Genomic DNA, 26,471 nt, shown 5'->3' with positions numbered 1-26,471 from the left:
GGGCGCCATGAATCGGCGGGAGCGACGGCGGCAGAAGAAGTCCGGCGCTGCTGCCGCGGCGCCAGGCAGACCAGGCCGGGCCGCGCGGCCCGCCTCGGTCAGCGAGATGCTGCTGGGATTGGGCGGCGTTCGTCCGCTTGATCCGCCCGCGGCGCCGGCGAAGCCCGCGGTCGATCCGGTCCAGTCCGCCCTGGCCCAGTTGCGGCTGAACCAGGGATTGGCGGTCGAACTGGGCAAACAGGAGCAGGCGCTCCGCAGCAAGCCTGACTCGGAAGCCCTGCTGCTCAGCGTGGCGCGGCTGCAAGCCCGGCTGGAACGGCGGGCCGATGCGCTGCTGACCTATCGCCGCCTGCTGGCGCTGCGCCCCGATCATGCCGAGGCCGCGCATATGGTGGGCGTGCTGTCAGGCACCGCGCCGGATAAGCCCGATACCGCCTATATCGCCGATCTGTTCGATCAGTTCGCCGACAGCTTCGACGAGAAGCTGTCCAACTGGCTAGAATACCAGGGGCCGCAGCATGTGGCGGCGGCAACGCGCGTCGCTTTGGGCGAGGGGCAGGCCGTCCGCCGCGCCATCGATCTTGGCTGCGGCACCGGCCTGCTTGGTCCGGAAATACGGCAACTCACCGAACGGCTTGACGGCATCGATCTCTCGCCGCGGATGATCGCAAAGGCCCGCCTGCGCCATTGCTACGACGATCTGGCCGTCGGCGACATCGTCGACATCCTGCAGGATCGCCGGCAAAGCTACGATCTGGCATTGGCGGCAGACGTGCTGTCCTATTTCGGCGACCTGAAGCAGGTTTTCGCCGCCGTCTGTGCCAGCCTGCATGAAGGCGGGGTGTTTGTCGCCACGGTCGAAAAGGGAATCGACGGCCGCTATGACGCGACCCGGACCGGCCGCTATCAGCATGGCGAGGCCTATCTGCGCCGCTGCGCCGCCGATGCCGGCTTCGTGCTGCTCAGCCTCGAGGAGGTGATCCTGCGCCGGGAGGAGAACAAGCCGGTGCCGGGTTTCGTCTTCGCCTTGCGCCAGCTGGCCGCCGAAGCCGCAGCCAGGCCGGCGGCACCTGCCGCCGATCTTTCCGTCGGGGACATTTTTGCCAGGCTGGAGACGCCGGCCGCAGCGCTGGCCGCCATCGCGGTCCAGCAGGTGGTCAGCAGCGAGCATCCGGTCGGCTGGGCGATCGATCTGGGCGGCGGGCTGGCGCGGCATGCCGCCACCTTGCGCAGCCGAACGCAGCATCTGGACATGGTCTCGCCCGATCCGGCGCGCAGCCGGATGGCTTTCGAACTCGGACTGTACGACGAATGCGATACCGCCGAGGTCATCCCGTTCCTGGAGACTAGGCCGGATCACTACGACCTGATCGTCGCCGCCGATCCGCAATTCGCCCAGGCCGATCCGGCCAGATTGTGTTCGGCAGTCAAGATCGCGCTGGCCTTGGCCGGCGCCTTCATCGCCTTCTTTCCGGCGGCAGGTTTCGGCGATGACGTCCTGCGCGATATCGCGCGGGCGGAGGGGCTGGTCGTGCTGGCCGTCGAGCCGGTGACGTTCAGCGACGGGAGCGCCGGTCTCTGCCTGGTGGCCGAGAGCTAGGTGTCGCGCCTTTTCAGGCGGTGCAGGCAGGTGACGGTGAGGATCAGGGCGCCATCCTGATTGAAGGTGTCATGCCGCATGGTGACGATGCCGCGATCCGGCTTCGACTGCGACGGCTTCAGCGCAACCACCTCGGCCGCGGCATGGATGGTGTCGCCCGGCCGGAGCGGCTTGAGCCAGCGGATTTCCTCCATGCCGGGCGAGCCGAGATTGGCGGCGGCAAATACATTCAGGCGGAAGAACAGCGAGAAAGACAGCGACAGCGTATGGAAACCGGAAGCGATCAGGCCGCCGAATTCGGTTCTGCCCGCCGCCTCGGCATCGATGTGGAACGGCTGCGGATCGTACTGGCGGGCGAAATCGAGGATTTGCGCGGCACTGATCGTCATGCCCGGCGTGACGAAGCGCTGCCCGATGTGAAGATCGTCGAAGTAGATGCCACTCATGCGGATTTGGCCACGTTCAGGCGGGTCAGGATCAGGCCGCCGATCACGATGGCCGCGCCCAGGGATTGCACGGCAGAGACATGCTCGCCCAGGAAGGCGACGGCGCTCAGCAGGGCGAAGACCGGGATGAGGTAGGAATAGACCACCGAACGGGCAACGCCCAGCCTGGCGATGCCGCCATACCACGACAGATAGCCGAGCGCGCCGGCCATGATCGCCGTGAACAGGAAGGCCGCCCAGTGACTGGGCCGCATCGCCTCCCAATGCACGTCGTCGAGCTGGAAGATCATGACCGGCGCCAAGGTCAGCGCCCCGAACAGCATCGACCAGGCCGAGACATAGAGTGCGCCGAGCCGCGCCAGATAGGGCGGCGAGAAGACCGAGTAACAGGCCCAGCAGAAGGCCACCACCAGGAACAGCAGGTCGCCGGTCAGGCTGCCGCCGCCGAAGGTGATTGCGGTGATGCTGTTGTTGATGACGAGAAAGACGCCGGCGAAGGACAGCATCACGCCGATCCAGGCCTGCCATTTGAGCCTCTGCCCGCGCAGGCTGCCGATCAGCATGGCCCAGATCGGCGAGACCGCGACCAGGATCGCGCCTTTGGACGCTGTGGTCAGCGACAAGGCATTGGCCCACAGCAACTGCATCAGGGTGATGCCGAGCAGGCCCAGGGCGAACAGGGGCAGGATGTCCTGGCGCCGCGGCGGCTTGAGGCCCTGTCGCCAGGCCAGCGCCAGCATCAGCGTGATTGCCGCCAGCAGATAGCGCGTCGAGGCATAGACCGTAGGCGGCAGCACGTCGAGCACGTATTTCGCGGTGGGAAAGGTGTTGCCCCAGATGATGACGGTCAGCAGCAGGAAGACATCGCCCCGGTCGGGGACGGGAAAGCGGAACTTCATGGCTGAGGGCTCTTCGGCGAAGCGAGGAAGCGCAACGCCAACGCCAGGCCGCAGCCGATGGCGCCGGCGCCCAGCAGCAGCCAGCGGCCCTCACTCCAGCCGCCGAACCGCGCCACCAGGGCGGCGAGGCCGGGCGGGCCGACGAATGAGCCGATATTCAGCAGTTGCACGACAACGCCGTTGACGGTGGCGATCTGGCTGCGCTCGCGCACATGCTCGGGGACGCTGGCGAGCACCGCCGCCGGCAGCATGCCGCCGATGCCCGTCGTCACCATGGCGAGGCCGATCTTGCCCAGCACCGGCACGCTGCCGGCGAAGCTCATCACGCCGAAGATGCTCATCGCTAGGCTGGTCACGGCCATGATCAGCCAGCGCGGCAGGCCGCGATGCATCAAGGCGGCGCAGGACAGATTGCCAATGACATTGATCAGCACCACCAGCGCCGTCCCGGTCGCGATCAGCGTCTCGCTGGTGACGCCGCTATCGCGCAGATAGGTGGGAATCCAGGTCACGATGGCAAACCACTGGGTCGTATAGCAGGCGAAGCAGCCCGCCAGCAGCCAGGGCCCCGGATGCTTGAGGACGGCGGCATCAAAGCGGCGCGCCGGCGGCAGGTCGACGCCGCGCGCCAGCCGGTGCGCCGCGAAGGCGCCGACGGCGAGCAGGCCGGCCAGCAGCAGCCATAGTCCACGCCAGTCGAATAGGTGGCCGACCAGCAGCGCGCCGAACATCCCGAAGGCGACGCCGAGCGGCATATAGGCGCTCCAGAATCCGAGCGCGAGATTGCGTTGCCGCGGCTGCGCCGCGGCCGTCACCAGGCCCGGCGCGGCAACGACGACCAGCACGAAGCCCAAGCCTTCGATCAGGCGGGCTGTCAGCAGGACAAGCGTGCTGTCCGCCGCTGCGCCGAGCAGGCCGCCGAGGGCGGCGACGAGCAGGCCAAGGCCGAGCGCGTGGCGGCCGCCGATGCGGTCGCTGGCGAAGCCCGCTGCGACGCCGATGACGGCGCCGACCAGATTGAAGGACGAGGCGACGATGCCGGCGAGCACGAGGCCGAGGCCGAATTCGGCACGCAGGGCATCGATCAGCGGCGGCAGTTTGCCCAGCTGCATCGAGACGATCACGCCGGCGGCGATCACCGCCGCAACGGCGATCCAATCGGTGCGCGCCGGCTCTGCTGCGGAACGTGAGTCCGAGGACTGCGAAGCTGCGGCCGAATCGGGAGAGGCGGGCATTGTCGTTCTGCTTTTTGGGCGAGAAAAAGGCGGCGGGATCGGCCCGCCGCCTTCTCTGTAGCAGGTTTTCAGCCGCGGATCACGGCATCATGCGTTCGCTTTTGGGCGGCAGAAAACTGTCGTCGAACAGTTCATCGGCCTTGGGGGCGCGCGGCAGGCCGACGGCAGAGGCGACGTCGTTGGAGGCGCGCTGCAGGCGGGCCATGTCGACGCCGCCGAAGCCATTGGCCTTGACCCATTTGGTCAGCACATTGCGCTCCAGCGACATTTTCAGCCGCTTCAGTTCCAGCGCCTCGTCGATCAGGCCGTCGCGGGTCTTCGCCGCCTTCACGCCGACTTCGGGATTGGCAGCGATCTCCTTCCAGGCCTTGATCGTGGCCTTGACCACGCCTTTGACTGCATCGGGATGTTCCTTGAGAAATTTCGGCGCGGCGATCACGGCGTTGCCGTAGAAATCCATGCCGTAATCGGCATAGAGGAAATAAACGACATCGCTTTGCGGCACGCCGATCTTCTCCAGATCCAGCATCGACGAAAAGTAATGGCCGCTGATGAAATCGACGCTGCCGTTCTTCAGGCTGGGTTCGCGCAGTTGCGGCGTGAGGTTGATGTTGGTGATCTTGCTGCGGTCGATGCCGACCTTGGCGGCGAAGGCCGGGAACAGCTTGAACGAGGCATCGAAGACCGGCGCGCCGAGCTTCTTCCCCTCGAGGTCCTTGGGCGTTTTGATGCCGGACTTCTTCAGGGCATAGACCCCGAACGGGCCGGCGTCGTAGCCCATCATCACCGCCTTCACCTGGCTGTCCGGATTCTTCACGTTGTATTCGATCAGCGCGTTGATATCGGCATAGCCCATCTCGTAGGCGCCGGTGGCGACACGCTGCAGCGCGCTGGCCGAGCCCTGGCCGGCATCGACGGTGATGTCGATCCCTTCGGCCTTGTAGTAGCCCTTCTGCTCGGCCAGCAGGAAGGCGGAGGTCGGGCCCTGGAAAGCCCAGTCGAGCGTGAATTTCAATTTGGTCTGGGCCGCGGCATTGCCGGCGGCGGCAATGCCCAGCGTCACTGCAAGCGCGGCGGCGGCATGCATCCCGGCACGGCCTGCATACGGAAAGCTGAAAGTCATGTGATCTCCCCCTGAACGAACTGGCTGAACGATATTATCCATTTACCGGCCGATCGCGTTCGCTTTCCTCGGCCCAGTGTTTCTTCCGGTGTTTCTCCCGGCGCATCTTCCGGTCCGGCAGTCTATGTCGGGCTCTCTGCACCCGCCAGAGGAGAATCGAACGCTGTCTCCGACCCAATCCCATGCAAGTCCCAGTCCAGTATTCTGGGCCAGCGCAATTCCCGGCCCGGGCCTGCCAGCCGGGAACGGCCCATGTCCGGCCGCCTCTGGATACGGCTCATGGGCTTTGCCCGTTAACGGGGCGGATTGCCTGTTTGAATGGCAGCAACCCCGGTTGCTTTGGCTGGACGCCGGACGTATGGTTCGCCCCGCATTTTCCGTCCGCGCTCAGGAGTCGCAGCCCATGCCGTTTCTGTCCGATGCCCTCGGCCGCATCAAGCCCTCCGCCACCATTGCCGCCACGCAGAAGGCCCGCGCATTGAAGGCCGCCGGCCGGGACGTCATCGGCCTCGGCGCCGGCGAGCCGGATTTCGAGACGCCCGCCAATATCCGCGAGGCGGCCAAGGCGGCGATCGACCGTGGCGAGACCCGCTATACCGATGTCGACGGCACCCCGGCGCTGAAGCAGGCGATCATTGCCAAGTTCAAGCGCGAGAACGGCCTGGAGTACAAGCCCGAGCAGATCAGCGTCGGCACCGGCGGCAAGCAGGTGCTGTTCAACGCCCTGCTGGCCACCGTCAATCCGGGCGACGAGGTGATCATCCCGGCGCCCTATTGGGTCAGCTATCCGGATATCGTCAATTTCGCCGGCGGCACGCCGGTTTTCGTCACAGGCAAGGCCGAGGACGGCTTCAAGCTGCGCCCGGAGACGCTGGATCGCGCGATCACGCCGAAGACCAAGTGGCTGATCCTGAATTCGCCGTCCAATCCGTCGGGCGCTGCGTATACGCGCGACGAGCTGAAGGCGCTGACCGACGTGCTGCTCAAGCATCCGCAGGTCTGGGTGCTGACGGACGACATGTACGAGCACCTGACCTACGACAATTTCGTCTTCACCACGCCGGCCCAGATCGAGCCGAAGCTCTACGAGCGCACGCTGACCATGAATGGCGTCTCGAAGGCCTATTGCATGACCGGCTGGCGCATCGGCTATGCCGGCGGCCCGCAGCCGCTGATCAAGGCCATGGCCAACCTGCAGTCGCAGTCGACCTCGAATCCGTCCTCGATCAGCCAGGCTGCCGCCGTCGAGGCGCTGAACGGCCCGCAGGATTTCATCCCGAAGAACAACGCCGTGTTCAAGCAGCGGCGCGACTTGGTGGTCAGCATGCTGAATCAGGCCAAGGGCATCCATTGCCCGAAGCCCGAAGGCGCCTTCTATGTATACCCAAGCTGCGCCGGCACCATCGGCAAGACCTCCAAGGGCGGCGTTAAGATCAATAACGACCAGGATTTCTGCAATGCGTTGCTGGAAGAGAAGGGCGTCGCCGTGGTCTTCGGCGAAGCCTTCGGCCTGAGCCCGCATTTCCGCATCTCCTACGCCACCTCGACCGAGGCACTGAAGGACGCTTGCACCCGGATTCAGGAATTCTGTGCCGGGCTCACCTGATTTCTGCCGGGTAACTCGTGACGGCCGTCACGCCGCGCCCTGGGCAGCCTTGGCGCGTCTAAGGGCGGGTGCTAATCCCGCAACCCGGCGGCCGCTTGGCCGTGCGGTTGAACAATGTCGACGACGGTAGTCAAACGCTCCGTCGTCGTCGGCGGGCATCGTACCAGCGTTTCCCTGGAAAATGCTTTCTGGGACGCCCTGCATGCGCTGGCCGCCCGGCAAGGCAAGACCATCAATCAGGTGGTCAGCGATATCGATGCCGCACGCCAGGGAAACCTGTCGAGTGCAATCCGGGTCTGGGTCCTGGACTGCGCGAGGGAGGGGCTGCTGCCGCTGAGGAAACCGCCGACAGAGCGGTGACGCCGGCGGCGGGACAGGGCGAGTAGCGAGACGGCGTTCGGGGGATTTTCCGCAGTTCAGTTGCATTACGCACCCGAGCGGCCATCCGATGAGGAGAGGCGGCATATGCGTATGATGGCATCCAGGGGCGTAACGCCCCGATTGGGCATGGCAGGGCTGGGCCTTCTGACGCTGCTGGCCGGTTGCGAGCGGGCGCCGGCGCCGCCGGAGCCAATCCGGCCGGTTCGCGTCATTAGCGCGACGCCGCAGGTTTTCGAAAGCCGTTCCAGCTATACCGGCGAGGTGCGCGCCCGCTACGAGACCAACCTGGCCTTCCGGATCGGCGGCAAGATTGTCGCCCGCTATGTCGAGGTCGGCTCGGAAGTGAAAAAGGGCACCCTGCTGGCGCGGCTGGATCCGGCCGATACCAGGCTCGCCATCGAGAATGCCCGCAGCCAGCTCAATGCCGCGCAGGCCAACTTCAATCAGGCGAAGATCGAACTCGACCGCTACAAGCGCCTGTTCGAAAGCAAGGTGGTCAGCCAGGCCGAACTGGATCGCCGCCAGAATACCTACAACACCGCCGAGGCCCAGTTCGACAGCGCCCGCTCTCAGCTCCGTGTCGCGCAGAACCAGGGCGCCTATACCGAATTGCAGGCGGACGCCGACGGCGTGATCACCAGCATCAGCGCCGAAGCCGGGCAGGTGATCGCCGCCGGCCAGACGGTGATGAAACTGGCGCGATCGGAAGAGAAGGAAGTCGTCTTCGACGTCGCCGAGAACCGCCTCGACGAGTTGCGCAACGCCACCGCCATCGCGATCAGCCTCTGGGCGCAACCGGACAGGAACTATACCGGCGTGGTCCGCGAGATCGCGCCTGGCGCCGATCCGGTGACCCGGACCTATGCCGTGAAGGTGACGGTGCAGAACCCGCCGGAGGCGATGCGGCTGGGCATGACGGCCAGCGTGGCCATCATCCGCCGCAGCGACGCCAGCGTCATTCCGCTGCCGCTGCCGTCCCTGTATCAGCAAGGCGACAAACCGGCGGTCTGGGTTTTCTCTCCCCGTGAGAATGGGCAGGGTGTGGTCGAATTGCGGCCGGTGCAGGTGGCGGCCTATACCGAGCATGCCCTGCTGATCGCCGGCGGCTTGAAGGCCGGCGAGAAGGTCGTCACCGCGGGCGTGCACAAGCTGATTCCCGGCCAGACCGTTCGGCTGCTGCCGGAGGCGAAGGGCGGCACGCAGTCGTTCATGTCCGCGGAGGACAAGTCGTGACCGACCGGCCAGGCAGCCAACCGGCCGGGGACGGCCGCGACCGCTTCAATCTCTCCGCCTGGGCGCTGCGCCATCAATCGTTGATCGGCTTTTTGATGGTTTTGCTGCTGGCGGCCGGCGCCCTCGCCTATATGCAGCTCGGCCGTGCCGAAGATCCGGATTTCACCTTCAAGGTGATGATCGTGCGCACCACCTGGCCCGGTGCGACGGCGCGCGAGGTCGAGCAGCAGGTGACCGACAAGATCGAGAAGAAGCTGCAGGAGACGCCCTATCTGGACAGCGTCCGCAGCTATTCGAAGCCGGCTGAGTCCACCGTCTATGTCACGTTGCGCGACAGCACGCCGCCGAAGCTGGTGTCCGACATCTGGTATCAGGTACGCAAGAAGGTCGGCGATATCCGCACCACCCTGCCGCAGGGCGTGCAGGGGCCGTTCTTCAACGACGAGTTCGGCGACACGTTCGGCACCATCTATGCCTTCACGGCCGACGGCTTCACCCATCGCGAATTGAAGGATTATGTCGAGGACGTGCGCGAGGAGCTTCTGCGCATCAAGGATGTCGGCAAGGCCGACCTGATCGGCGTGCAGCCGGAACGCATCTTCATCGAGTTTTCACACCGCAAGCTGGCCAATCTCGGCATCAATCCACGGCAGATCATCGATGTCATCCAGCAGCAGAACGCGCAGACCGCATCCGGCGTGGTTCAGACCACGACCGATCGCATTGCGACGCGGGTCAGCGGCGATATCGAAACGGCGCGCGCTCTGTCGGAATTGTCGATCCAGGCCAATGGCCGGCTGGTGCGGCTGGGCGACATCGCCGAGATCAAGCGCGATTATGCCGACCCGCCGAGCCCCCGTTTCCGCTTCAACGGCGAGAATGCCATCGGCCTGGCGGTGTCCATGGCCAAGGGCGGCAACATGATCGAGCTGGGCAAGGCCCTGGCGGCCACGATGGCGCGGCTGAAAGCCGACATGCCGGTCGGGATCGAGGTGCATCAGGTCGCCGATCAGCCGGCCGTGGTGCAGCGGTCGATCTCCGAATTCATGGAGGTGCTGCTCGAAGCGGTCGTTATCGTGCTTGGCGTCAGCTTCCTCAGCCTGGGGCTGCGCAGCGGCATGGTGGTGATGCTGTGCATTCCGCTGGTGCTGGCGATCACCTTCGTCTGCATGAAGATATTCGGCATCGACTTTCACCGCATTTCGCTCGGCGCGCTGATCATCGCGCTCGGGCTTCTGGTCGACGATGCGATCATCGCGGTCGAGATGATGCAGGTGAAGATGGAGCAGGGTTTCGACCGCTTCCGCGCCGCGAGCTTCGCCTATACTTCGACCGCTTTTCCCATGCTGACCGGCACTCTCATCACCGCGGCCGGTTTCGTGCCGGTCGGCTTCGCGAAGTCCTCTGCGGGCGAATACACCTTTTCGATCTTCGCGGTGGTGACGATTGCGCTGCTGGTTTCCTGGGTGGTGGCGGTGATCTTCACGCCGTTCATCGGCTATCGGCTGCTGCCGGCGCCGAAGCCGGGCCATCATGGCGACGACGTCTACCGCCGCGGCGTCTACCGTTATGTCCGTCCGGTGGTCGTCTGGTGCGTCAGACATCGTTATATCGTGATCGGAACGACGGTCGGCATCTTCCTGCTGAGCGGCTTCGGCTTCCGCTTCGTCCAGCAGCAATTCTTCCCGTCTTCCAACCGTCCGGAACTGATGGTCGATCTGCGCCTGCCGCAGGGATCGTCCATCGCCGCCACCGAGGAGGCGACGCTGAAGCTCGAAGCCCTGCTCAAGGGCCATCCCGATATCGTCAATTACACCAGCTATATCGGCAGCGGCGCGCCGCGCTTCTATCTGCCGCTCGACGTGCAGCTGCCGAACGACAATTTCGCCCAGGTCGTCGTTCTGACCAAAGGCGATGCGGAACGCGAGCGCGTGCGCGACCGGCTGATCAAGGCCTTCCAGGAGGATTTCACGCTGTTGCGCGGCCGCGTCAATCGTCTGGAGAACGGCCCGCCGGTAGGGTTTCCGGTGCAGTTCCGCGTCAGCGGCGACGATCCCATGGAGGTGCGGCGCATCGCCTTCCAGGTCGCCGATGTGATGCGGGCGAATCCCAATACGCGGGACGTCAATCTTGACTGGAACGAGCTGAGCAAGGCCGTACGCATCGATGTCGATCAGGCCAAGGCGCGTCTGCTGGGCATTTCCTCGCAGGATCTCGCCACTACCCTGAACTCGATCGTCTCCGGCATCACAGTGACGCAGTACCGCGAGGGCCGCGAACTGATCGATGTCGTCGCCCGCGCCGTCGACGAGGAGCGCCTGAGCCTGAGCGGCATCAAGGACATCAATGTCGCCGGGCCGCAAAGCGCCCGGCCGGTGCCGCTCAGCCAGGTCGCCGATGTGCATTATGGCCTGGAGGAGGGTATCATCTGGCGGCGCGACCGCCAGCCGGTGATCACCGTGCGCGCCGACATCGTCGATGGCATCCAGGCCCCGGTCGTCTCGCAGCAGATCGATCCCAAGCTGGACGCCCTGCGCAAGCAGTTGCCGCCCGGCTATCGCATCGTCATGGGGGGCGCCATCGAGGAAAGCGGCAAGGCCAATGCCTCGATCGCCGCCGTCGTGCCGGTGATGATCGCCATCATGGTGACGTTGCTGATGGTGCAGCTTCAGTCGGTGCAACGCATGCTGCTGGTGCTGCTGACGGCGCCGCTCGGTCTGATCGGCGTCACCCTGGGGCTGCTCGCCTTCAATGTGCCGTTCGGCTTCGTCGCCATGCTCGGCGCCATTGCCCTGGCCGGGATGATCATGCGCAATTCGGTGATTCTGGTCGATCAGATCGAGCAGGATATCCGCCAAGGCGAGACACGCTGGGATGCCATCGTCAATGCCACGTTGCGGCGGTTCCGGCCGATCATGCTGACGGCCCTGGCCGCCATCCTCGGCATGATCCCGCTGTCGACCAGCAATTTCTGGGGGCCGATGGCCTATACCATCATCGGTGGGCTGCTGGTGGCGACATTGCTGACGGTGCTGTTCCTGCCGGCGCTGTACGCCGCCTGGTTCCGCGTCAAGATGCCGCCGCCGCAGCTCCAGCCGCATCGTTGAGGTGGCAGGCCGACATCCGGTCCGGCGCGATCTGCTTCAGCACCGGCGCCTCGGTCTTGCAGCGCGCCATGGCGAAGGGGCAGCGCGGATGGAAGTGGCAGCCGCTCGGCGGATCGAGCGGCGAGGGAATCTCGCCCGCGATCGGCGTATAGTCGCGGCGTCTGGCGACCAGTTTCGGCGCCTCGGCCAGCAGCGCCTGCGTGTAGGGATGGTTCGGCTTCGCGAATAGCGCCTCGGTCGGCGCGGTTTCCACCACGCGGCCGAGATACATGATCACCACGCGATCCGAGATATGCTCGACCACGGCGAGGTTGTGGCTGATGAACAGATAGGTCAGCCCGAGCTGCTCGCGCAGGTCCATGAACAGGTTCAGCACCTGCGCCTGGATCGAAACATCCAGCGCCGCCACCGCCTCGTCGCAGACGATGAAGCGCGGCTTCACCGCCAGGGCGCGGGCGATGCCGATGCGCTGGCGCTGGCCACCGGAGAATTGATGCGGATAGCGGCGGCGGTAGCGCGGGTCCAGGCCCACCTGATTCATCAGATGCTCGACATAGCCGCCCATTTCGCTGCGCGAGACGATGCCATGGGCGACCGGCGCTTCGCCGATGATGTCCTCCACCCGCATGCGCGGATTCAGCGAGGCATAGGGGTCCTGGAAGATCATCTGCACGGCGAGCTTGTAGTCGCGCCATTCGCGCTCGTTCATCTCCGCCAGCGCCTTGCCGCGGAATTTCAGCTCGCCCTCGCTGGCATCCATGATGCCGGCAACGATGCGGCCCAAGGTCGACTTGCCGCAGCCGGACTCGCCAACCAGGCCGACGACCTCGCCCTCGCGGATGCCGAGATCGACGTGACTGACGGCATGGACCGCGCGCTCCTTGATGCCGGCGCCAAGCAGGTTGGCAAGCTTGGAGGCGAAATCGAGGCGCCAGACGAAGCGCTTCGAGACATTCTGCAATTCCAGCATCTGGGTCATCGGCGGCGTCATCGGACGGATTCCGTGATCAGGGAATCGGCGTCGTACGGGTGGAAGCAGCGCACGCCGTGATCGGGCGCCACGGCAAACAGATCGGGCATGGCATCGCAGACGCTGTCGGCCCGCGAACACCGCGTCTTGAAGCGGCAGCCCGGCGGCAGGTTGACCAGGGCCGGCGTCATGCCGGGAATCTGGAACAGGCGCTTGCCGCGCGGCATGGCGCCCGGCACCGAGCCGATCAGGCCGCGCGTGTATGGATGCCGCGGCCGCTCGACCACGGTCGTGATCGGGCCGGTCTCGACGATCTTGCCGGCATACATCACCATGATGCGGTCGGCGAGGCCGGCAACGACGGAGAGGTCGTGCGTGATCCAGATCAGCGCCGTGCCGGTATCGCGGCACAGTTTGCGCATCTCGTAGAGGATCTGGCCCTGGATGGTCACGTCCAGAGCCGTGGTCGGCTCGTCGGCGATGATCAGGTCGGGCTTGTGAAGGAGCGCGATGGCGATGGCGATGCGCTGGCGCATGCCGCCGGAAAGCTGATGCGGGTAGGCGAGCAGCCGCTCTTCCGGCGCGGCGATGCCGACCGCCTTGAGTGTTTCGATTGCCCGCGCCCGCGCTGCCTCTTCGCTGACCTTTTCGTGGGCCTGCACGGTTTCGATCATCTGGGTGTCGACGCGCAGGACCGGATTGAGCGTCATCATCGGGTCCTGGAAGATCATGGCCAGACGGGCGCCGCGCAAATGGCGCATGCGCTCCGGGCTGGCGCCGACCAGATCCTCGCCCTTGAACAGAACCTTGCCGGCAGCGATGCGGCCCGGCGGATCGATCAGGCCGAGGATCGAGAAGCCGGTGATCGACTTGCCCGAGCCGGACTCGCCGACCAGGCCGACGATCTCGCCCTGTCCGACCTCGAAGCTAACGCCGTCGACCGCGCGCACGATGCCGTCCCGCGTGGGGAACTGGGTTTCGAGATTTTCGACCTTGAGCGTCGGACCGGTCATCGTATCAACGCTTGAGACGGGGATTGAGCACATCGCGGAGCTGGTCGCCCACCAGATTGATGGCAACGATGACCAGGGTGAGCAGCAGGCCCGGGAAAAGGGAAATCCAGTAGACGCCGCTGATCAGGTAATCGAAGCCGTTCGCGATCAGCATGCCAAGCGAGGGTTCGGTAACCGGCACGCCGAGGCCGAGAAAGCTGAGCGTCGCTTCCAGCGTGATCGCGCGGGCGATGTCGACGGTCGCGATGACGATCAGAGGCGGCAGGCAATTCGGCAGGAGATGCCGCAGCAGCAGGCGCGTCCGGCTGAGCCCCAGGCAGCGTGCCGCCTCGACATATTCCCTGTTGCGTTCGACGATCGCGGCGCCGCGGGCGGCACGGGCGAAATAGGCCCATTGCACGACGACCAGGGCAATGATGACCTTGTCCACGCCGTTGCCCAGCACGGCGAGCAGGATCAGCGCGACGAGGATCGCCGGGAACGACAGCTGGAGATCGACGATGCGCATGATCAGGGTTTCGAACTTGCCGCCGGCATAGGCCGCCATCAGGCCGGCGAGCGAGCCGATCGCCAAGGCGAGGGCGACGGCGGTGACACCGACGGATAGGCTGATGCGCAGGCCATAGAGCATCGCGCTCAGCATGTCGCGGCCCTGGCCGTCGCTGCCGAGCAGGAAGGTCATGCCGGTGCCGGAAATCTCGCCGGGCGGCAGCCGCGCGTCGAGAATGTCGAGATTGGTCAGATCGTACGGGTTCTGCGGCGCCAGCCAGGGCGCCAGCAACGCGGCGGCCAAAGCGATGACCAGCAGGGCGAGGCCGAGCAGGGCAAGCTTGCTTTCGGCGAACTCGGCGATGATGCGCTTGACCGGCGATTCCGTTGCCAGGGGGGCCGATGGCGGCGCGGAGGGCAGGGTTGCCTCGCTCATTGCGCACCACCCAGCCGCACGCGCGGGTCCAGCACGGAATAGAGGATATCGACGACGAGATTGATCAGCACCAGCAGCAGTACGACGATGATCAGATAGGCGACCACGACCGGCCGGTCGAGGTTGACGATCGAATCGATCAGCAGCTTGCCCATGCCCGGCCAGGCGAAGATCGTTTCGGTGATGACGGCGAAGGCGATCAAGGTGCCGAGTTCGAGGCCCGTGACGGTCGCGATCGGTATCATGATGTTCTTCAGTATATGCACGCCGATGATGCGTTTTTCGTTCAGGCCCTTGGCGCGGGCGAACTTGATGTAGTCCATCATCATCACCTCGCGCACCGAGGCGCGGGCAAGGCGGATGATGAGCGCGCATTTGGACAGGCCGAGCGTGATCGCCGGCAGCAGGATATGGCGCCAGCCATCAGCGGTGAACACGCTGAGCTTGAGACCGAAGATGTCGACGGTCGCGCCGCGCCCGGATGCCGGCACCCAGCCGAACTGCACGGCGAAAATCATGATCAGCATCAGGCCGACCCAGAAATTCGGCAGCGAGAAGCCGAGCACCGAACCGGCCATGATGCCGCGCGCGCCGACAGTGTCGTGGCGCAGGCCGGCATAGAGGCCGAGCGGTATGCCGATCAGCAGCGCCATGATGGTTGCGGTGATCGCAAGCTCCATGGTGGCCGGCATGCGCTCCAGGATCAGGCCCATGGCCGGCTGGCCGAAGACGAAGGACTTGCCGAAATCACCGTGCAGGGCGGAATTGACGAAGACGAGATATTGCATCCAGATCGGCTTATCGAGGCCAAGCGCATGGGCGATCGCCTCGCGGTCGAGATCGGTGGCCTCCGGGCTTGCCAGGATGGAGATCGGATCGCCGATCATGTAGATGCCGATGAAGACGAGCACCGACATCACCGCAACCACCAACGCGGCCTGCATTAAACGCCTGATGATAAAGACCAGCATTCCCCGCGCTGTTCCCGCTTCTATTGCCGCCTTCGCCCATGGGCGTGCCAATAAGCGATGCTATGCGATCCCTGTCGCACACCGCTATAGCTGAAACCGGCCGATGCGGCCAGCCTGTTCGGCCTCACATTGGCGAACCAGCCGGGGATTGGTGCGGCGCAGCCGCGCCAAAGTGGAATCAGTCGAGATTCTCGCTCTCGCCGCCCGGCTCTTCGGTTGCCGGCGTTCCGAGTTCGGTCTGCGGCATGCCGGCCGCTTCGGCGGCGCGGGCCTTGGCGCGCGCTTCGCGGGCTTCGCGCTTCTCGCGGTTTTCACGCCGCTTGGCGGCCAGGATCAGCACGCGATCCAGTTCAGCCTGGCTGCAGATGCCGAGGCCCACCGGATCGCGCGGCTTGATATTGGCCGTATTCCAGTGCGTGCGGTTGCGCACGGAATCGATCGTCGCCTTGGTGGTGCCGAGCAGTTTCTGAATCTGCGCGTCGGCCACTTCGGGATGGTATTTCAGCAGCCAGGCGATGGCGTCGGGGCGATCCTGGCGCTTGGACAGCGGCGTGTATTTCGCACCCTTGGTCTTCTGGCGCTGCACCGGCACCGCCGGCGCCAGCAGCTTCAGGTCGGCGGCCGGATCGGCCTCGCAGCGGGCGATTTCCTCTGCCGTGAGCTGACCATTGGCGACCGGGTCGAGCCCGACGATGCCGACCGCCACCTCGCCGTCGGCGATACCCTTCACCTCCAGCGGATGCAGACCGCAGAATTGCGCGATCTGGTCGAAGGTCAGCTTGGTATTGTCGATCAGCCACACGGCGGTGGCTTTGGGCATCAACGGCAATGCCATGAGGCAAAATCCTTCTAATGCAGCCGGCCCGCGTCAGGGGCCGCCCGCGGGGCGAAATGAAATCGCGCGACAATATAGTGGAACGGCCCGACCGCGCAACCGCCCGCGGATTTCAGGAGAAATTATTTATAATCAGACGGTTAGAAGGACTTTGCCGATATGGTCCGCATGATCGATCCGGCTATGGGCCGCCGCCGCCTCGGCGAGCGGGAAGCGGGAATCAATCACTGCCTTGAGGCGGCCATCGGCAAAGGCCGGCCAGACCTTCTCCTCCAGCGCCCGGGCGATCTGGCCTTTGAAGGCGACCGGCCGCGGCCGCAGGGTCGAGCCGGTGACGATCAGGCGCTTGCGCATGAGCAGGCTGAGATCGCCCTCGCCCTTGGGCCCGCCCTGGACGGCGATGATGACCAGCCGGCCCTCTTCGGCCAGGCTCTTGATGTTCGGGGCGAAGTATTTGCCGCCGACCATGTCGAGCACGACATCGACGCCCTTGCCGTCGGTCAGCTCCTGGATGCGGGCGGCGAAATCCTCGGTCTTGTAGTTGATCGCCTTCTCGGCGCCGATGCTTTCGCAATAGCGGCATTTCTCGTCGGTGCCGGCCGTGGCAAAGATCCGTTTGGCCCCCAGCAGCCTGGCCAGCTGGATTGCCGCCACGCCGATCCCGGAGGCGCCGCCATGGATCAGGATGCTTTCGCCGGCCTGCAGCCGGCCGCGATCGGCGATGTTGGTCCAGACGGTGAACCAGTTCTCCGGCAGCGCCGCCGCCTCGGCCATATCCAGGCCCTTCGGCACCGGCAGGCATTGTTCGGCTGGCGCGATGCAATAGGTGGCGTAGCCGCCGCCGGCCACCAGCGCGCAGACCTTGTCGCCGAGCTTCCAGCGGCCGACGCCGACGCCCATGGCCGCAATTTCCCCGGCCACTTCCAGACCGGGATAATCCGGCGCGCCGGGCGGTGGCGGATACATGCCGGCGCGCTGCAGCACATCAGGCCGGTTCACGCCGGCCGCCGCGACCTTGATCAGCACTTCTCCTGCGCCCGGCTGCGGCATCGGCCGCTTGGCCGGCTTCAGCACCTCGGGTCCGCCCGGCTGGCTTATCTCGATGACGGTCATCTCCTGCGGCAGCATGCGCGTCCTCCCTTCGAGTATTCTGCTGGTCTAGCTGCGTTGGCCATGCCGGGCAAGCCATTCCGCGCGGCGACACCATTCCGTGATATGACCGGTTCGTGACATGGCGGGCGCATCGAGGCGGAAATTGCGCCGGCTCCAGGTTGCCGGACTGTGACCGGCGGCACGATTGCTTTACACTGACGGCGATTGCCGGAATGGTTCAGCGATGGAGGACGGCATGGACTGGGACGATGTTGTCTCTCGCAAGCCCGAGCCGCCGAAATACGAGGTTATGTCGATCGAGGACCTGGAGGCGCGCATCGCGGCTTTGGAAGCCGAGATCGCCACCATCCGCGACGTGATCAAGGGCAAGCAGGCCGCGCGCGGCGCCGCCGACATCTTCTTCAAGAAGTAGAACCTGCAGCAAGCAACGTCACGGGCTGGCTTGCAGTCCGCGCAGCAGCAGCGCGACGGCAGCATCGACGCGGGCTCGCCAAGTCGTATCGTCGAGTCCGCTGCTGCAGCGAGGGTCGTGAAACCGATCCATCAGGTCATCCAGCGCTTGCGCCGCCTGCTCCGGCCTGTCGATGCGGCCCTCGGCCAGTAACCCGGCCAGATGGCGGCGGATATTGGCCCGGTGCTGCAGAAGCACGGGGGAGATGCTGCGGGCGACCTCGTCCAGCACCGCCATGCGGCAGGCATCGGCGAGATGATGTCGGGCCGCCTGCGCATCGGCCAGCAGGAAGGCCCGAAGCCGCTGCGGTATTGCCTGTCCCGGGCCGCGGGCGATGGCGGCCAGCCTCGCCTCGTCCTCGGCCAGCCAGCGGGCCGCCAGGGCGGCCACGATGGCCCGCTTGTTCTGGAAATGGCGATAGACGGCGGTACGGGCGATCCCGGCCTCGGCGGCGATATCCTCGATGCGAGTACGCGCGGTGCCCAGCTTGCGGAAGCAGACCAGGGCGGCGTCGAGCAGGCGGTCCGATACGGGGCCGGCCGCGGCATCCTCCGGGGTTGGCTCCGACAGGGCTGGCATGTGTGACATGGGTGCTGATTTTGTCATACGCCGGGACCTTAACGCATCCGCGCGGTTTCACGAAATCTTAAGTGCCTGGGGCCATGATGCGGCGCAGTTCAGTACAGGTCATAGTTTCCTCCCTGTTGATTTGACCTCGGCCGCCGGCCGCCATGCCGGCGGCCGCTTTTTGTGTATCTGAAACAGATCGTTACATATGCTTGACTTGAGCCTCAGCAGCATGGATTAATCCGGCCAGTTTCGAGGTTTGAGGCAGATTTGTCGGGGTCGTCCCATCCGCCAGGAAGGGGCGGCCCACTTTTTATGCCGCCCATCCCCGAGGCAGCCTTCGATCACAGGGAGGGACAAACACCATGCTGGAACCGAAATTCCTCCGCTTCGACACGCTCAGCCTGCATGCAGGCCAGCAGCCGGACCCGGTCACCGGCGCCCGCGCGGTGCCGATCTACCAGACGACGTCTTACGTTTTCCGCGACACCGATCATGCGGCGGCTCTGTTCAACCTGGAGCGCGGCGGCCACATCTATTCGCGCATTTCCAATCCCACGGTCGCGGTGCTGGAGGAACGTCTGGCGGCGCTCGAAGGCGGCGTGGGCGCCGTCTGCACCGCCAGCGGCCAGGCGGCGCTGCATCTTGCCATCGCCACCCTGATGGGTCAGGGCGGGCATATCGTGGCCTCGCGCAACATCTATGGCGGCAGCTACAACGTTCTCGTCCATACGCTGCCTCGCTTCGGCATCACCACCACCTTCGTCGATCCGCGCGACCTCAAAGCCTGGCAGGCGGCGATTACGCCCCAAACGCGGCTGGTCTTCGGCGAAGTTCTCGGCAATCCCGGCCTGGAAGTGATGGACGTTCCGGCCGTGGCCGGGATCGCCCATGATGCCGGCCTGCCGCTGATGCTCGATTGCACCTTCACCACGCCATATCTGTTCAAGGGTTTCGAGCATGGCGCCGATCTGGTGATACATTCGGCGACCAAGTTCCTCGGCGGCCATGGTGTCGCCATCGGCGGCGCGCTGATCGATTCCGGTCGCTTTGACTGGGAGGCATCCGGCAAGTTCCCGACGCTGACCGAGCCCTATGCGGGTTACCACGGTCTCGATTTCGTCGAGGAATTCGGCCCGGCCGCCTTCATCATGCGAGCGCGCGCCGAGGGGCTGCGCGATTTCGGCGCCTGCATGTCGCCGACCAATGCCTTCCATATCCTGCAAGGCGTGGAGACGCTGCACCTGCGCATGAGCCGCCATGTCGAGAATACGCGCAAGGTAGTGGCGTTCCTGAAAAGCCATCCGGCGGTCGACTGGGTGTCCTACCCGGAGCTGCCCGAGCACCCGGATCACGAGCTGGCGAAAAAGCTGCTGCCGCGCGGCTGCGGCGCGATCTTCAGCTTCGGCGTCAGAGGCGGCCGCAAGGCCGGGCGCGTGCTGATCGAGAACCTGCAGATATTCTCGCATCTGGCCAATGTGGGCGATGCCAAATCGCTGGTGATCCATCCGGCCAGCACCACGCATCAGCAGATGAGTGCCGCCGAATTGAAGGCGGCCGGGATCGGCGAAGACCTGGTGCGCCTCTCGGTCGGCGTGGAAGATGTGCAGGACCTGATCGACGATCTCAATCAGGCATTGCGGGCGGCGCAGAAAGCCACCAAGGCCGCGGCTGAATAAAGGGCAGGGGGAAGCAGCATGTGGCTCAACGTCACCGGCAAACGCATTTTCGCCGCTACCGGCGGCAAGGATTTCGACGCCTCCAGGCCGGCGGTGGTGTTCATTCACGGCAATGCCTGCGACCATACCGTCTGGGCGTTGCAGACGCGCTGGTTCGCCTATCACGGCTATTCGGTGCTGGCGCTCGATTTGCCGGGCAATGGCCGCTCGGAAGGCCCGATGCTGGACAGCATCGAGGCCTTCGCCGACTGGATGCCGAAACTGCTCGATGCCGCCCAGGTCGAGAAAGCCGTTCTGGTCGGCCATTCCATGGGCTCGCTGATCGCACTGGAAACGGCGGCGCGCAGCCCCGCCCGGGTGGCCAAGCTGGCCTTGCTGGGCTTCACCTTCCCGATGAAGGTCAATCCCGAACTGCAGGCGCTGGCCGATAGCGGCACCTATACGGTCGTCGAATTGATGAACGACTGGATGCTGCCGAAGAAAAGCCAGATCGGCGGCAACAAGGTCCCGGGCTCGTATTTGCTCGGCGGCAGCATCCGGCTGGTCGATCAGGCGCCGCGCTCATCGCTGGCGCTGGGGTTCCGCATCTGCAATGCCTATGGCAACGGAGCGGACGCGGTAAAGGCGGTGCAATGCCCCGTGCTGATTGTCTCCGGCGAGCGCGACATCATGACCTCGCCGCGCGCGGTGCGCGGCCTGCTGAAGGATTTCCGCGATGCCCGGCTGGAGATTCTACCCGGCTGCGGCCATCTGATGATGGGCGAGCGGCCGGACGAGACGCTCGATGCCCTGAAGGGTTTCGTCGCCGGATAGACCAATGGCTCAGGCATCCACAGAAAACCCGGCGCCGCGTCTCTACCTCATCACGCCGGCGGTCTTCGATCCGAAAGCCTTCGCCGAGGAGCTCAAGGCCGCCCTGCAGGCCGGCGATGTCGCCTGCCTGCAGCTCCGCCTCAAGGATGGCGAGCGGCCGGCCGCCGAGGATCTGTTCCGCCGGGCGGCGGACATCCTGCTGCCGATCTGCCACCGGCACGACGTCGCCGCCCTGATCAACGACCGTCCGGAGCTGGCGGTTGAACTGGGAGCGGACGGCGTCCATGTCGGGCAGGAGGATACGCCCTATGCCGAGGCGCGCCGCATCGTCGGCAAGGACCGCATCGTCGGCGTGACCTGTCACAATTCGCGCCATCTCGCCATGGAGGCGGCCGAGGCCGGCGCCGATTACGTGGCCTTCGGCGCCTTCTTCGCCACCGACACCAAGCAGCCGAAGACCCGGGCCGAGCCGGAGATTGTCCGCTGGTGGTCGGAATTGATGGAGGTGCCCTGCGTGGCGATCGGCGGCATCACCGTGCAGAACTGCCCGCCGCTGATCGAGGCGGGCGCCGATTTTCTTGCCGTTTCCGCCGGTGTCTGGCGCCATCCGGAGGGCCCTGCCGCGGCGGTGAAAGCTTTCTGCCGGGCGATTGCCAAGCATGGCCGCCGCTGATAGGGTCCGCCCCCTTTCCAGACGAGCATCATTAACATGGCCCTGCGATCCGCCCTGATCAATGCGATGGTGAACGCGGCGCGCAAAGCGCAGCGCAGCCTGATTCGCGATTTCAACGAAGTCGAACAGCTCCAGGTCTCCAAGAAGGGTCCGGCCGACTTCGTCTCGGCGGCCGACCGCCGGGCCGAGAAGATCCTGCATGGCGAACTTTCCAAGCTGCGGCCGGATTTCGGCTTCGTCATGGAAGAGGGCGGCCGCATCGAGGCCAAGGATGGCAAGCATTACTGGCTGATTGACCCGCTGGACGGCACCACCAATTTTCTGCACGGCATTCCGCATTTCGCCATTTCGATCGCGGTCCAGCGCGAGGGCGAACTGATCGCCGGCATCGTCCTCGATGTGGTGCGCGACGAGCTGTTCTGGGCCGAGAAGGGCGCCGGCGCCTATATGAACGAGCGCCGCATCCGCGTCTCGGCGCGCCGCAAGCTGCCGGAAGCCCTGTTCGCTACCGGCATTCCGTTCCATGGCCGGCCCGGCCATATGCAGTTCGTCAAGGAGATGACCGGGGTCATGGGCGAGGTGGCGGGCATCCGCCGCATGGGGGCGGCGGCGCTCGATCTGGCCTATGTCGCGTCCGGCCGCTATGACGGCTTCTGGGAAACCGGCCTGTCGCCCTGGGATATCGCTGCCGGCATCGTGCTGGTGCGGGAGGCCGGCGGCATGGTCACCGACCGGGACGGCGGCGAAAAGATGATCGAAACCGGCGGCATCGTCGCCGCCAACGACGTTCTGTACGGTCCGCTGTACAAGCTGCTCGGGAAAAGCGGCTGAGAACTGCGCCTGGAGCCGTGCCAGGCTAACCGCTTGATTCGCCGAATAGCCGGGTTGTCGGTCCGGGCCTCGTCCGCTATCGTTCCCGGTGCAGTTGGGGTAGGGGGAAGAGGCCAATGGCTGCCAAGCCACTGACATTGAGTTTTGTCGTCGCACTGCTGGCTACTACGGCGGTGGTTGTTTCCGGATCGAAGCCGGCAGAAGCCCAGACCTTGATCGGCGGGCAGGCCGGCGGCAGCGTCGAGGTCAACCTGCAGGCCTTGGATCAGCTTGGGCCGTCGCCGCTCGGCAACCGCGCCTATGGCAGCGCTCCGCTGCTCGGCTCGTCCGGTGCCGCCAATCGCCCTCATTACCCCTCGGTCCCCGGCCGGCCGCCGCTGCCCGGCGAGGCAGCCGCGCCGCGGCCGCTGCTCGGCGAGACCGGCAATCCGCGCACCGCCGCGCGGCCGCGCCCGGCGCACCGTTCCTCGGCGATCCGCAAAGCCTCGGTGCAGGCGGCGAAGACGCCGTCCCCCAGCATGCCTGCGCCGGCCAAGGAGGCCGCGCCTCCGGCCGCGCCGCCCGCGGCCCCAGCCGCCGAACCGGCCCCCCCGCCGGCCGCCTCGGCGCCGGTTACTTCCGCGCCGCTTGCTCCGGCACCAGTCACTTCCGCACCAGTCACCTCCGCACCAGTCACCTCCGCGCCGGCCAGCCCGGCTCCGGCCAGCCCGGCACCGGCCAGCCCGGCTCCGGCCGCTCCCAGCGCTGCGGCACCGGAGCCGCAGGCTTCGGTGCCGATGGCGGTAACTCCGGCGCCGCAGGCGTCGGAAACAGCTCCGGCGGCACCCGCTTCGCCATCGCCCGAGCCGCAGCAGCAGACGGCAACCGCACCGGCACCGGCACCGGCGGCACCTGCGGCTGCAGATACGGCTCCGGCAAACCCGGCTCCCGCCACCTCGGCGCCGCCCTCTCCGCCTGCCGCCCAGGCCAGCCCGGCACCGGCGCCTGCGCCGATGCCTGTGCCCGCGCCGGCTCCGGCCGCTCCTGCCGCCGGCAAGCCGGCCGGCCAGCAAAGCGCCATGCTGACGCCGCCGCCGGCGACGCAGAGCGCAACGGGCGTCGTCACCATGCCTTTCGCTGCCGGTCAGGCCGAACTGCCGGCCGGCGATCAGCCGGCGCTCGACCGTCTGGCTCAGCAGCTTGCCAACGGCGAGGATCGTCTGCAGATCCGGGCCTATGCGGGCGGCAGCGGGGCGGATAACGGCAGCGGCGCGCGCCGTCTGTCGCTCAGCCGCGCCCTGGCCGTGCGGGCCTATCTGATCGACAAGGGCATCCGCAGCACGCGCATCGACGTGCGTGCGCTCGGCACTCCTACCGACGGTTCGCCGCCGGACCGGGTCGAGATCGCGCCGGTAGCGCGCTGAGTTCGACCGTAACCGGTTCAGATATTTGGCCAGGGCTGCCAAATGGAACAGCATGGCGCAGCAGTCATTGACGCGGATATGCCGTAAAAAGGCCGTATTCCATGCCTAGGCAGATTTGCAAAGGATGGGGCATATGACCAAACCGGGGCGTTTTCTGTTTCGCATGGGCGTGTTCCTGATCGCGGTCGCCGTGATCATTGCCGTATTGCATGCACCGCTGTTGCGCGCCTTCATGGCCAATCCGGCGTTGAACAGCCTGATCGCCGCCGTCCTGGTGCTCGGGATTCTTTACACCTTCCGGCAGGTGCTGATGCTCGGCCAGGACGCCAACTGGGTCGAGGCCTGGCAGAAATCGCAGCGCACCTCCACCCAGGTGCGCGTCGGCGAGCCGTCGAACATGCTCGTGCCGATGGTCAAGGTATTGGAAAGTCGCGGCCCGCGCGGCTCCCTGCCGGCTACCGTGACCCGCGCAGTGCTGGATTCCGTCGGCGCCCGTCTCGACGAGGCGCGCGACATTTCGCGCTACTTCATCGGCCTGATGGTCTTTCTCGGCCTGCTTGGTACGTTCTGGGGCTTGCTCGAGACGATCAGCTCGGTCGCCGACACGATCAAGGCGCTCTCGCTGGGCAGCAGCGACGATGTCAACAGCATGTTCGAGAAGCTGAAGGGCGGACTCGAAGCGCCGCTGTCCGGCATGGGCATCGCATTTTCGACCTCGCTGATGGGTCTGGCCGGCTCGCTGATCCTCGGCTTCCTTGACCTGCAGACCGGGCAGGCGCAGAACCGTTTCTTCAACGACCTCGAGGAGTGGCTGGCCGGCTTCACCCGCATCGGCGGCGGCGCGGTGGTCGAAGGCGATCAGTCGGTGCCGGCCTATGTGCAGGCATTGCTGGAGCAGACCGCCGACAGCCTCGACAACCTGCAGCGTACCATGGCGCGCGGCGAGGACAGCCGCAATTCGACCGGCGCGGCGCTGATGCAACTGAACGAAAAACTCAGCCTGTTGACCGAGCAGATGCGCGCCGAGCAGGGCCTGCTGCTCAAATTGACCGAGCATCAGATCGAGATGAAGCCGATCCTGGCCAAGCTGGCGCAGGGCGCCGAAAGCGGCGGCTTCGATGCCGCCAGCCGGGGTCACATCCGCAATATCGATATCCTTCTGACGCGGCTGCTCGACGACGCAGCGCAGGGGCGCGCCAAGCTGGTCGATGAGATGCGGGCGGAGATCAAGCTGCTGTCGCGGACCATTGCGGCGGTATCCGACACGCAGCAGCGGCGTTGAACCTGGTATCGAGGTGACGAGGTAACATGGCCTTAGTGCGACGGCGCGGCGATTCCCAGGGAGCTGGTCCCTGGCCCGGATATGTGGACGTGCTGTCGACGCTGCTGATGGTCGTCGTTTTCGTCCTGGCCGTCTTCATCCTGGTGCAGTTCTTCCTTTCGAACGCGATTTCGGGCCGCGACAAGGCGCTGGCGCAGTTGCGCACCCAGATCGCCGGGCTGGTCGAACAGCTTTCGATGGAAAAGACCAGCAATGCCCAGCTGCAGACCCAGATCGGTCAGCTCGAAGCGACGCTGAAATCCAACCAGGCGGAACGCGACCAGCTTGCGGCGGTGCTGGCCGACGCCCAGGCGCGTGCCGATGAGGCGGAGAAGAAGCTGCAGGACCAGCAGCAGATCGTCATCGACCTGCAGGGCAAGCTGGTTTCCCGCGAGGGCCAACTCGAGCAGGAAAAGCAGATGACACAGGAGGCGCGCAGCCAGGTCGATCTTCTGAATCGGCAATTGCTGGCCCTGCGCGAGCAGATGGGCCAGATCGAGCGCATCCTGAAGGAAAGCGAAGACAAGGAGAAGGCGAGCCAGGCGCAGATCACCGACCTTGGCAAGCGCCTGAACGCGGCCCTGGCGCGCAAGGTCGACGAACTGGTGAATTACCGTTCCGAATTCTTCGGCCGGCTGCGCCAGGTGCTCGGCAACCGCAAGGACATTCAGATCGTCGGCGACCGTTTCGTCTTCCAGTCGGAAGTGCTGTTCGATTCCGGCTCGGCTGAGCTTCGTCCCGAGGGCCGCGAGCAGATGGCCAAGCTGGCAAAGACGCTGATCGATATCTCGCAGAAGATTCCGTCCGATCTGCCCTGGGTGCTGCGCGTCGACGGCCATACCGACAAGATTCCGATCAACACGCCGCAATTCGCCTCCAACTGGGAATTGTCGACGGCGCGCGCCATCTCGGTGGTGAAATTCCTGATCAGCCAGGGCATCCCGCCCGAGCGGCTGGCCGCCACCGGCTTCGGCGAATACCAGCCGCTGGATAACGGCGGCGGCGACGAGGCCCTGCGCCGGAACCGCCGCATCGAGCTGAAGCTGACCGAACGCTGACGGAGCAGCATGTTCGAAGAGGCGTTCCTCAAGCTCGGCGAGCGGATCGGCTCGCTGCAGAGCAAGGTCGTCGCCGCTTTAGACCGGAATCCCGTTAGATCGAAGCATAGCCAGCGTTCCTGAGATAGTTTGCGCATTCCTGTGGCGGGAAGCGGTCCAGCAGGCTTCCGATACGTTGCCATGTTGCCTCGACACTGCGTTCAGCTGCCTTTCGGAGC

At 65.6% G+C, this 26,471-nt stretch carries 24 protein-coding genes; 13 read left to right on the top strand and 11 right to left on the bottom strand.

All coding sequences use genetic code 11. The annotated features are described in order from the left end of the window. Positions 1-7: 7 nt before the first annotated feature. Complete coding sequence (locus tag VF194_RS11205; RefSeq protein ID WP_330890998.1) at positions 8-1,600, top strand: methyltransferase; 1,593 nt, start codon at positions 8-10, stop codon at positions 1,598-1,600. Here VF194_RS11205 and VF194_RS11200 read toward each other — a convergent pair. The 4 genes from VF194_RS11200 to VF194_RS11185 form a co-directional block, all read right to left on the bottom strand. Next, positions 1,597-2,046: a MaoC family dehydratase gene (locus tag VF194_RS11200; protein WP_330890997.1), complete on the bottom strand. Its 450-nt coding sequence runs from the start codon at positions 2,044-2,046 to the stop codon at positions 1,597-1,599. The two genes, VF194_RS11205 and VF194_RS11200, sit on opposite strands and share 4 nt — an antisense overlap. Continuing rightward, the gene (locus VF194_RS11195; protein WP_330890996.1) at positions 2,043-2,945 is read right to left on the bottom strand and encodes a DMT family transporter; all 903 of its coding nucleotides are present in this window, start codon (positions 2,943-2,945) and stop codon (positions 2,043-2,045) included. Before VF194_RS11195 ends, VF194_RS11200 begins: the two co-directional genes overlap by 4 nt. Beyond that, positions 2,942-4,180 carry an MFS transporter gene (locus tag VF194_RS11190; RefSeq protein ID WP_330890994.1) on the bottom strand — a complete coding sequence of 413 codons (1,239 nt, stop codon included), beginning with the start codon at positions 4,178-4,180 and terminating at the stop codon, positions 2,942-2,944. The genes VF194_RS11195 and VF194_RS11190 overlap by 4 nt, the downstream gene beginning before the upstream one ends. 79 nt (positions 4,181-4,259) lie before the next feature. Further along, positions 4,260-5,303 (bottom strand): ABC transporter substrate-binding protein, encoded by a 1,044-nt coding sequence (locus VF194_RS11185; protein WP_330890992.1) that lies wholly within the window; start codon positions 5,301-5,303, stop codon positions 4,260-4,262. Positions 5,304-5,706: 403 nt separating this feature from the next. On the opposite strand from VF194_RS11185, the gene VF194_RS11180 reads away from it, so the two are divergent. The 4 genes from VF194_RS11180 (at position 5,707) to VF194_RS11165 (ending at position 11,630) form a co-directional block, all read left to right on the top strand. Further along, positions 5,707-6,909: a pyridoxal phosphate-dependent aminotransferase gene (locus tag VF194_RS11180; RefSeq protein ID WP_330890990.1), complete on the top strand. Its 1,203-nt coding sequence runs from the start codon at positions 5,707-5,709 to the stop codon at positions 6,907-6,909. Positions 6,910-7,023: 114 nt separating this feature from the next. After that, positions 7,024-7,269, top strand: a complete 246-nt coding sequence (locus tag VF194_RS11175) for a ribbon-helix-helix domain-containing protein (protein WP_330890988.1) — start codon at positions 7,024-7,026, stop codon at positions 7,267-7,269. A 105-nt stretch (positions 7,270-7,374) separates the two neighbouring features. Further along, a complete protein-coding gene (locus tag VF194_RS11170) occupies positions 7,375-8,523 on the top strand; it encodes an efflux RND transporter periplasmic adaptor subunit (protein ID WP_330890986.1) in 1,149 nt (382 codons plus the stop codon). Next, positions 8,520-11,630: an efflux RND transporter permease subunit gene (locus VF194_RS11165; RefSeq protein WP_330890984.1), complete on the top strand. Its 3,111-nt coding sequence runs from the start codon at positions 8,520-8,522 to the stop codon at positions 11,628-11,630. The genes VF194_RS11170 and VF194_RS11165 overlap by 4 nt, the downstream gene beginning before the upstream one ends. Here VF194_RS11165 and VF194_RS11160 read toward each other — a convergent pair. The 6 genes from VF194_RS11160 to VF194_RS11135 form a co-directional block, all read right to left on the bottom strand. Continuing rightward, positions 11,593-12,621 carry an oligopeptide/dipeptide ABC transporter ATP-binding protein gene (locus VF194_RS11160; protein WP_330890982.1) on the bottom strand — a complete coding sequence of 343 codons (1,029 nt, stop codon included), beginning with the start codon at positions 12,619-12,621 and terminating at the stop codon, positions 11,593-11,595. The two genes, VF194_RS11165 and VF194_RS11160, sit on opposite strands and share 38 nt — an antisense overlap. Next, positions 12,618-13,613: an ABC transporter ATP-binding protein gene (locus VF194_RS11155; protein ID WP_330890980.1), complete on the bottom strand. Its 996-nt coding sequence runs from the start codon at positions 13,611-13,613 to the stop codon at positions 12,618-12,620. Before VF194_RS11155 ends, VF194_RS11160 begins: the two co-directional genes overlap by 4 nt. A 4-nt stretch (positions 13,614-13,617) precedes the next feature. Continuing rightward, positions 13,618-14,538 carry an ABC transporter permease gene (locus VF194_RS11150; protein WP_330890978.1) on the bottom strand — a complete coding sequence of 307 codons (921 nt, stop codon included), beginning with the start codon at positions 14,536-14,538 and terminating at the stop codon, positions 13,618-13,620. Next, the gene (locus tag VF194_RS11145) at positions 14,535-15,509 is read right to left on the bottom strand and encodes an ABC transporter permease (protein ID WP_330890976.1); all 975 of its coding nucleotides are present in this window, start codon (positions 15,507-15,509) and stop codon (positions 14,535-14,537) included. The genes VF194_RS11150 and VF194_RS11145 overlap by 4 nt, the downstream gene beginning before the upstream one ends. A gap of 178 nt (positions 15,510-15,687) precedes the next feature. Then, positions 15,688-16,344, bottom strand: coding sequence for a DUF1013 domain-containing protein (locus VF194_RS11140; protein WP_330890974.1), 657 nt, complete (start codon positions 16,342-16,344; stop codon positions 15,688-15,690). Between the two features lie 132 nt (positions 16,345-16,476). Beyond that, positions 16,477-17,472, bottom strand: a complete 996-nt coding sequence (locus VF194_RS11135) for an NAD(P)H-quinone oxidoreductase (RefSeq protein WP_330890972.1) — start codon at positions 17,470-17,472, stop codon at positions 16,477-16,479. 220 nt (positions 17,473-17,692) lie between these two features. On the opposite strand from VF194_RS11135, the gene VF194_RS11130 reads away from it, so the two are divergent. Continuing rightward, positions 17,693-17,869 carry a DUF1192 domain-containing protein gene (locus VF194_RS11130; RefSeq protein WP_330890970.1) on the top strand — a complete coding sequence of 59 codons (177 nt, stop codon included), beginning with the start codon at positions 17,693-17,695 and terminating at the stop codon, positions 17,867-17,869. Positions 17,870-17,887: 18 nt separating this feature from the next. On the opposite strand, the gene VF194_RS11125 is transcribed toward VF194_RS11130, so the two are convergent. Beyond that, positions 17,888-18,496, bottom strand: coding sequence for a TetR/AcrR family transcriptional regulator (locus VF194_RS11125; RefSeq protein WP_330890968.1), 609 nt, complete (start codon positions 18,494-18,496; stop codon positions 17,888-17,890). Positions 18,497-18,840: 344 nt separating this feature from the next. Here VF194_RS11125 and VF194_RS11120 point away from each other — a divergent pair, with 344 nt between their 5' ends. The 7 genes from VF194_RS11120 (at position 18,841) to VF194_RS11090 (ending at position 26,253) form a co-directional block, all read left to right on the top strand. Next, positions 18,841-20,154, top strand: a complete 1,314-nt coding sequence (locus tag VF194_RS11120) for an O-acetylhomoserine aminocarboxypropyltransferase (protein ID WP_330890966.1) — start codon at positions 18,841-18,843, stop codon at positions 20,152-20,154. Positions 20,155-20,172: 18 nt separating this feature from the next. After that, positions 20,173-20,967: an alpha/beta hydrolase gene (locus VF194_RS11115; protein ID WP_330890965.1), complete on the top strand. Its 795-nt coding sequence runs from the start codon at positions 20,173-20,175 to the stop codon at positions 20,965-20,967. Positions 20,968-20,971: 4 nt separating this feature from the next. Next, positions 20,972-21,640, top strand: coding sequence for a thiamine phosphate synthase (thiE, locus tag VF194_RS11110; RefSeq protein WP_330890963.1), 669 nt, complete (start codon positions 20,972-20,974; stop codon positions 21,638-21,640). Positions 21,641-21,676: 36 nt separating this feature from the next. Further along, positions 21,677-22,471: an inositol monophosphatase family protein gene (locus tag VF194_RS11105; RefSeq protein ID WP_330890961.1), complete on the top strand. Its 795-nt coding sequence runs from the start codon at positions 21,677-21,679 to the stop codon at positions 22,469-22,471. A 116-nt stretch (positions 22,472-22,587) separates the two neighbouring features. Then, entirely contained in the window at positions 22,588-23,874 is a 1,287-nt protein-coding gene (locus VF194_RS11100; RefSeq protein WP_330890959.1) for an OmpA family protein, read from the top strand. 133 nt (positions 23,875-24,007) lie between these two features. Then, complete coding sequence (locus tag VF194_RS11095) at positions 24,008-25,156, top strand: flagellar motor protein MotA (RefSeq protein ID WP_330890957.1); 1,149 nt, start codon at positions 24,008-24,010, stop codon at positions 25,154-25,156. Positions 25,157-25,182: 26 nt separating this feature from the next. Further along, on the top strand, positions 25,183-26,253 hold the full coding sequence (locus VF194_RS11090) for a peptidoglycan -binding protein (RefSeq protein WP_330890955.1): 1,071 nt from the start codon (positions 25,183-25,185) through the stop codon (positions 26,251-26,253). Positions 26,254-26,471 lie beyond the last annotated feature (218 nt).

Source organism: Ferrovibrio sp., assembly GCF_036381655.1.
Lineage (GTDB): Bacteria > Pseudomonadota > Alphaproteobacteria > Ferrovibrionales > Ferrovibrionaceae > Ferrovibrio.
The sequence above is the reverse complement of the archived record's forward strand: the minus strand, read 5'-3'. Positions and strand labels throughout refer to the sequence as shown.